General features: G+C 59.9%; 5 protein-coding genes. All 5 read right to left on the bottom strand.

What is annotated here, in order from left to right; translation table 11 throughout:
- Positions 1-22: 22 nt before the first annotated feature.
- On the bottom strand, positions 23-865 hold the full coding sequence (locus NW853_RS04195) for an ABC transporter ATP-binding protein (protein ID WP_414335841.1): 843 nt from the start codon (positions 863-865) through the stop codon (positions 23-25).
- A 36-nt stretch (positions 866-901) separates the two neighbouring features.
- Complete coding sequence (locus NW853_RS04190) at positions 902-2,893, bottom strand: nitrate ABC transporter ATP-binding protein (RefSeq protein ID WP_414335839.1); 1,992 nt, start codon at positions 2,891-2,893, stop codon at positions 902-904.
- 81 nt (positions 2,894-2,974) lie between these two features.
- Complete coding sequence (gene ntrB / locus NW853_RS04185; RefSeq protein WP_414347938.1) at positions 2,975-3,910, bottom strand: nitrate ABC transporter permease; 936 nt, start codon at positions 3,908-3,910, stop codon at positions 2,975-2,977.
- Between the two features lie 147 nt (positions 3,911-4,057).
- Positions 4,058-5,362 carry a CmpA/NrtA family ABC transporter substrate-binding protein gene (locus tag NW853_RS04180; protein WP_414335836.1) on the bottom strand — a complete coding sequence of 435 codons (1,305 nt, stop codon included), beginning with the start codon at positions 5,360-5,362 and terminating at the stop codon, positions 4,058-4,060.
- Positions 5,363-5,422: 60 nt separating this feature from the next.
- The gene (locus tag NW853_RS04175; protein ID WP_414335834.1) at positions 5,423-6,976 is read right to left on the bottom strand and encodes a ferredoxin--nitrite reductase; all 1,554 of its coding nucleotides are present in this window, start codon (positions 6,974-6,976) and stop codon (positions 5,423-5,425) included.
- Between the last annotated feature and the right edge of the window lie 146 nt (positions 6,977-7,122).

Below are 7,122 nucleotides of genomic sequence, written 5' to 3'. Positions count from 1 at the left end.
GGGGTGAGGGTTAACTCCCTGATTAGTTCTCCTCATGGGCAAAGCGACGGTAGAGAAAGTCGAGGGCAGAGTTGCGCAACTCGTAAAATTCCGGCATTTCCATGATGCGCGCGCGGCTGCGCGGTCGCCCAAAGGGGATCGTCAAAATCTCGCCAATATGGGCAGCAGGGCCATTGGTCATCATCACCACCCGGTCTGCCAGATAAAGAGCCTCGTCGATGTCGTGGGTAATCATCAAAACCGTGCAGCGGTGATCTCGCCAAATGGCCAGCAGCTCATCCTGCAGCTCTTGCTTGGTAATGGGATCCAAGGCCCCGAAGGGCTCATCCAGCAACAGCACTTCTGGGCGCACCGCCAGCGCGCGGGCAATGGCCACTCGCTGCTTCATACCCCCGGAGAGCTGCTTGGGCCGCTTGTGGGCTGCTTCGGCCAAACCCACGAGTTCTAGGTGTTCTTGAACGATTTCCCTTTTCTCTCTAGGGGATTTATCGGGATAGACCTGGTCCACCACCAAATAAACATTTTCAAAAGCCGTCAGCCAGGGCAGAAGGGAATAGTTCTGGAACACCATCATCCGATCCGGCCCTGGGGCGGTGATGGGCTGGCCCTTGAGGGTGATGGATCCCGAAGTAGGAGCAGAAAACCCGGCCACCATGTTGATCAAGGTGGACTTGCCGCAGCCGGAGTGGCCGATGATGCAGACAAATTCGCCGGCGGCCACTTCCAAGTTGACATTTTCTAGCGCCACAAAGGCTCCTGCCGCCGTAAAGTAGGTCTTGCCCACATTCTGAAGGGAAAGAAGGGGCAGACCTGAGAGGGAAGAGGCTGAAGAAAAGGACAAAGAAGTTAAGCGAGAGTGGGTCATCATAAAGCCTTCCAGTTGAGTTCAGTAGGGCAAAAACTAGACCTTGCTGAGGGGGTATTCCTGCAGCTTCAGCTCCTGGCGAATGGCCACCGACTCCAGGTAGTTCAAGGGATCCTCGCCATCAAAGCGGGATCCGTCGGCAAAGAGCAAAGCCCCGCGATCGTGGGCCCGATCCGGCAGCCCCAGTTCTCTAGCAGCTAGGGCGTAGGTTTTGTCATCCAGCACTTGGTCGAGGACAGCAACCCAATTGCGAGGGAAGGGGCAGATGCCCCAGCGAGCCATCTGCGTCAGGATCCAGAGATGCTCCAAGCGTTCGGGGCAGGTGTTGCGCCCGTTGGCAAACTGGTGGAAACCGACAATCACCTGCGATTCATCGGCAATGCCCCGCTGCAGGATGCCCCTCCACCCCGGCTCCAGATCGGCTGTGACCACGCCCACATACTGGGGCTGGGCCAGCCACTCCAGGATCTGGGGACGGTGCTGCGGCTGATCGCAGTAGTGACAGGCCTCCAGCAGCGCCTTGACCAGAGCCACGTGGGTGCGGGGGTAGCTTTGGGCCCAGTCTTGGCGCACCGCCAGGACTTTCTCGATGTGGCTGGGCAAGAGTTCGGGAGTGGTGGCAACGATAACCCCCACCTGTTCCCGCACGGCGCGGGAGTTCCAGGGTTCGCCCACGCAGTAGCCGTCGATGTTGCCGGCCTTGAGGTGGGCCACCATCTGCGGCGGCGGGATCACCGTCAACGTCACATCTCGATCCGGATCCACGCCGCCGCTGGCCAGCCAATAGCGCAATAGGAAGTTGTGCATCGAGGCCGGGTGCACCACCCCCAGCGTATGAACCGTATCGGGAGTTTGGCGGAGGTACTGGCGAAGATCCCAGGGGCTCTGGAAGGCCTGCAGCAGGAGTCGGCGCCCAAAGGTGATGGCGTTGCCGCCGCGGGAAACAGTAAGCGCAGTTACCAAAGGCACCGGTACCCCGCCCACCCCCAGGGTAGAGGCCAAAGGGATCCCGGCCACCACCAGGGCCGCATCCAGCCGACCGGAGCGGCTCCCTTCCCAGATGGTTTTCCAGCCCGGCTCCCTGACCAGCGTGACCTGTTCCAGGCCGTACTTCTGAAACAGGCCCTTTTCTTGGGCCACCACCAGAGGGGCGCAGTCGTTGAGGGGCACAAAGCCAATTGCCAAGTTGACTTTTTCCAGCCCCCCCTTGGCGATGGCCACACGGGTAGGAGTTTTCTGGCGGGCCCGCTTTTGCTGGTTGAGAAAGTAGATCATCTCCCCCCGCAGGCTGTAGTACTCGGGGTGATTCACCACTTCCAACCGGTGGCGCGGCCGCGGAAACGGGATCCGCAAGATCTGGCCGATGCGGGCCTCCGGGCCATTGGTCAGCAGCACCACCCGATCCGAAAGCAGAAGCGCCTCATCCACATCGTGGGTAACCAAAATACAGGTGAGCTGCTCCGCCTGGGCAATCTCCATCAGTTGTTCCTGCAGGCTGCCGCGGGTGAGGGCGTCCAACGCCCCAAACGGCTCATCCAGCAGCAGCACCCGCGGGCGAATGGCCAAAGCCCGGGCAATGGCCACCCGCTGTTTCATCCCCCCCGACAGATGGGCGGGCCGCTTGTCGGCTGCCCCCTGCAAACCCACGCGGCGGATGTGCTCTTCCACGATGCGGGCTCGCTCTGCTTGGGGAAGGGATCCCAGCACCTCGTCCACGGCTAGGGCGATGTTTTCCCGCACCGTCAGCCAGGGCAGCAGGGAATAGTTCTGGAACACCACCATGCGCTCCGGGCCGGGCTCCGTCATCTGCCGGCCTTCCAGCAGCACGCCGCCGCGGGAGGGTTTTTCCAGGCCGGCGATGATGTTGAGGAGGGTGGACTTGCCGCAGCCGGAGTGGCCAATTAGCGAGACAAATTCCCCTTTTTGGATCTCCAGATGGATGTCTCTTAGAGCGGGATAAACCTCCCCATTGTCCAGGAAAAAGTCTTTGTCTACATGGTCAACTTCGATGTAGGGCTGAGTCTTCATGATGCTACCTAAGGGATCCCTTGAGATTCATTTTTGAAAAGTGAGCAAACTGTCAGCAGCCAACTCCGGGCTCAGTCCAACCTAGTGATCCTCGGCAACCACCAGCGAGCCAATCCAAGCCGTAACCCGATCCAACAAAAGGCCAACCAGGCCGACATAGATCAAAGCCACAATAATTTCGCTGATGCGGGAGCTATTCCAGGCATCCCAAATGAAGAAGCCGATGCCCACCCCGCCAACCAACATTTCTGCAGCCACAATCGCCAGCCAAGAGAGGCCCACCCCGATGCGCAGGCCGGTAAAGATGTAGGGCACCGTGGCCGGAAAGACAATCTTAAAGAAATACTTCCAGCCGGACATGCGTACAATTCTGGCCACATTGCGGTAGTCCTGTGGGATCCGCTGTACACCGGCAATGGTGTTGATCAAAATGGGCCAGAGGGCCGTGATGAAGATAACAAAAATGGCGGAGGGGTTGGCATCGCGAAAGGCGGCCAAAGAAATCGGCAGCCAAGCCAGAGGTGGCACCGTGCGCAACACCTGAACAATGGGATCCAAAGCCTCATGCAGCCAGCGGTTGACCCCGATCACCATGCCGCCCAAAACCCCCACCAGACTGGCCAAGAAAAACCCAATGAACACCCGCTGCAGGCTGGCCCAGATTTGCCAGAACAGTCCTTTGGCGTTGCCGCCGTAGTCAAAAAAGGGATCTTTAATGAGGGGATCCCAGGTGTCCTGCCAAACTTGGAGCGGGGTGGGCAGGTTGGCGCCGGGCCGGCTGTAGAGGATTTGCCAGAGCAGGAGCACGATGAAAATTGCCGTAGCGGGCAAGAGAATGCGGCGCAGCGCTTGATGGATCCGGACTCGTTGCCTCCAAGCGGATCCAGAGCTCGTGGCAGAAGGGATCCCGGCATGGGCCTGAAGAGAGGCACCTTGGCTCAGCAGCCAACGGCCTAAGCGGATGAGCAAAGGGAAGAGGTGGCAGCCCACCTTCAAGGCAAAGTGGAGAAGAGGCATAGTTTGCTGAGAGTAGGGCTATGGTCAAAGTCAGCGTAGGGAAAGTGCAAGAGAGAAGAGGTTTAATTTGAACCTGTCTGGGGGCTCTTAGGGAAATCTCTCGGACAGGGGGCTTGCAGGTGTTCTGCAAGCCCTGGAAGGAGCAGGCTAGGCCAGCTTCTTGATGGCCAATTTCTCCAGATAGGCAGCCGGATTTTCGGGGTCGAACTTCACCCCATCGAAGAAGGTTTCCACGCCGCGAGAGGTGCTGGGGGGAATGGCGGCCTCTTGGCCAATGGCTTTGGCGGCCTCGCGCCAGAGATCTTCTCGGTTGACCTTGTCCACCAGGGCTTTGGTATCCGTGTCGGCGGGCAGATAGCCCCAGCGGATGTCTTCGGTCAGGAACCAAAGGTCGTGGCTCTTGAAGGGGTAGGAAGCATTGTCTTGCCAGAACTTCATCAGGTGGGGGCTGTTTTGCACCACTTTGCCGGTGCCGTAGTCAAAGGTGCCTTTGGCGCGACCCAAGATATCGGCCACAGGAACCCCCAGCCAGCGGCGGTCGCCGATGATCCGGCACATTTCCTCTTTGTTCTCCATTTGGTCGCACCAGATCTGGGCTTCTTGCACCGCCTTCAACAGCGCCAAGGTGGCTTTCGGGTGGGCATCCACCCAGTCAGCCCGCAGAGCAAAGGCTTTCTCAGGATGGCGATTCCACAGCTCGCCGGTGGTGAGGGCGGTATAGCCCTCTTTTTGGTTCACCAGTTGAGCATTCCAAGGCTCGCCCACACAGAAGGCTTCCATCGTTTTGGATTTCATGTTGGCCACCATCTGGGGCGGCGGCACCACAATGACAGAGACATCGCCATTGGGATCGATCCCGCCGGCGGCCAGCCAGTAGCGCATCCACAGGTCGTGGGTGCCGCCGGGGAAGGTTACCGCGCATTTGGGATCCCTGCCGGCAGCTCGCGCTTCCGCAAACTTGGCTTTGAGGGGGGAACTATCCAGGCCAATTTGCAAATCCCGGTACTCGTTGGCAATGCTGATGCACTGACCGTCCAAGTTCAGGCGGGCCAGAATGTACATCGGTACCGGCTTGCCATCGGTAACTTTGCCGGTGGTGATGAGATAGGGCATGGGGGTGAGAATGTGCGCCCCATCGATGCCGCCAGCAGCGGATCCCAGCACCAAGTTGTCGCGGGTGGTGCCCCAAGAGGCCTGCTTGACCACCTCCACGTCCTTCATGCCGTACTTGTCAAAAAACCCCTTCTCTTTGGCGATGATCAGGGGGGCGGCGTCGGTGAGAGCAATGAACCCCAGCTTGGCCCGCGGGGTCTCGGGAGTATCGGCCTGGGCCACCCAGTAGCCCTGACCCAAAGATTGCGATTGGGCGCGTGGGATCCCAGCCGCGGCTGCTCCTGCTGCCAGGGCGGCTGCCCCGGCCAAAAATTGGCGACGGGAGAACAGTTTAGACATCGGAACCTCCAAGATTTTGAACGACGCAGAGAGAAAACCTTCCCCAGACTTGGCCCCTACTTAGCAAGCCATCACGGGGGAAGAAGCAGTTTGAGCAGCCGATGGACGCTGGCGCGGCCTGGCCCCGAAGTGCTCAATCAGCAGCTCCACCAAGACGGGCTTGAGGTCTTCGCAAGGGATCCCTCGACGCACACATTCGCCCAGCTTGGCGTCTTTGCCCACTTCTCCCCCCATGTAGATGTCCACCGCTTCCACCGGCTTGCCGTCCTTGCGGGCGGTGGTGCCCATTAGGCCGATATCGGCCACCTGGGGCTGGCCGCAGGAGTTGGGGCAGCCCGTCCAGTGGATGCGCACCGTCTGCGGGATCTCCAGCTCGGCTTCCAGCTCTTCCATTAGAGCCACAGCGCGGTTTTTGGTCTCGATGAGGGCAAAGTTGCAGAACTGGTTGCCCGTGCAGGACACCAGCCCCCGCTGCAAGGGCCCTGGGTTGGGGGAGAACTTTTTCAAGAGCGGCTCTTTAAGCAGCGGCGCCACCCGCGAATCGGGCACATTGGGGATGAGCACGTTCTGCTCCACCGTCAGCCGCAGCTCCCCGGAGCCGTATACCTCCGCTAGGCGGGCCAGCTCCATCATCTCCAGGGCATTCAGCCGTCCCACCGGCACGTGCAGGCCAACGAAGTTCAAGCCCGGCTGCTTCTGGGCATGCACCCCCAGGAGATCCCGCTTCTGCCAGACCACCTCATCTTTTTCCGCCGCTCTGGACAGCGGATGGCCGATCTGCCGCTCCACAGCCGCCCGAAACTTCTCCAGGCCCCACTCGTCAATGAGCCACATCAGCCGCGCCTTCTGCCGGTTGGCCCGCAGGCCGTGATCCCGGTAGACCAGCAGCACCGCCTCGCACAGAGGAACCACATCGCGCGGATCCACCCAGACATCCAGCCCGATGGCCTCGGCACAGCGGCGGGCCGAAAAAAAGCCCCCCACCAAGACGTTGAAGCCCAGCTTACCCGCTTTGAAGGCCGGCACAAAGGCCAGGTCGTTGATCTCCGCATGAACGGAGTTGTCGCGACAACCGCAGATGGCGATGTTAAACTTACGCGGCAGATTGGTGAAGGAAGGGTTGCCCTCGCCGTTGTTGGTTACCATGTCCTGCACCTTGCGGGTGAGGCCGCGCACGTCAATCAGCTCATCTGGGTCAATGCCCGCGAGGGGGGATCCCGTAATGTTGCGCACATTGTCCATGCCCGACTGGATGCTGGTTAGGCCCACCTCCTTCAAGTAGCCCAAGATCTGGGGCATCTCCTCGATGGGGATGCCGCGCAGTTGCAGGTTCTGCCGGGTGGTGATGTCGGCTACGCCATCTTTTCCATAGGGATGGATGATCGCCGCCAACATCCGCATCTGGCCGCTGGTCAGGATCCCATTGGGCAGGCGCAGCCGCAGCATAAACTGGCCGGGCGTGCGCTTGCGAAAGAAGATCCCCAGCCACTTGAGGCGGTGATCCCGGTCGTCTTCAGGGATGTTCTCCCAGCCCATGCGGGCAAACGCTTCCAGCTCGGCTTTGACCGCCAGCCCGTCCTTTTCGCTTTTGAGGCGCTCAAATTGGTTCGCCATCGTCGCTGCCGTAGGGTAACACCGGCTACCTTAGCGATGGCCAACCGTTAACTTTGGTATTTGCCGTTACATTTTGTAACAAGTTATGCCGTTTTGTCATTTTCCAATTGCGGTTTGTGCATAAAAGTAGGCTTGCAAAGGTGAGG

Source organism: Synechococcus sp. H55.11, from assembly GCF_047462475.1.
Taxonomy (GTDB): domain Bacteria; phylum Cyanobacteriota; class Cyanobacteriia; order Thermostichales; family Thermostichaceae; genus Thermostichus.
The sequence above is the reverse complement of the archived record's forward strand: the minus strand, read 5'-3'. Positions and strand labels throughout refer to the sequence as shown.

Bases quoted from the DNA above. Each gene is read 5' to 3' on its own strand.
- NW853_RS04195 (WP_414335841.1), bottom strand. From the start codon at position 865: ATGACCCACTCTCGCTTAACTTCTTTGTCCTTTTCTTCAGCCTCTTCC.
- NW853_RS04190 (WP_414335839.1), bottom strand. From the start codon at position 2,893: ATGAAGACTCAGCCCTACATCGAAGTTGACCATGTAGACAAAGACTTT.
- ntrB (WP_414347938.1), bottom strand. From the start codon at position 3,910: ATGCCTCTTCTCCACTTTGCCTTGAAGGTGGGCTGCCACCTCTTCCCT.
- NW853_RS04180 (WP_414335836.1), bottom strand. From the start codon at position 5,362: ATGTCTAAACTGTTCTCCCGTCGCCAATTTTTGGCCGGGGCAGCCGCC.
- NW853_RS04175 (WP_414335834.1), bottom strand. From the start codon at position 6,976: ATGGCGAACCAATTTGAGCGCCTCAAAAGCGAAAAGGACGGGCTGGCG.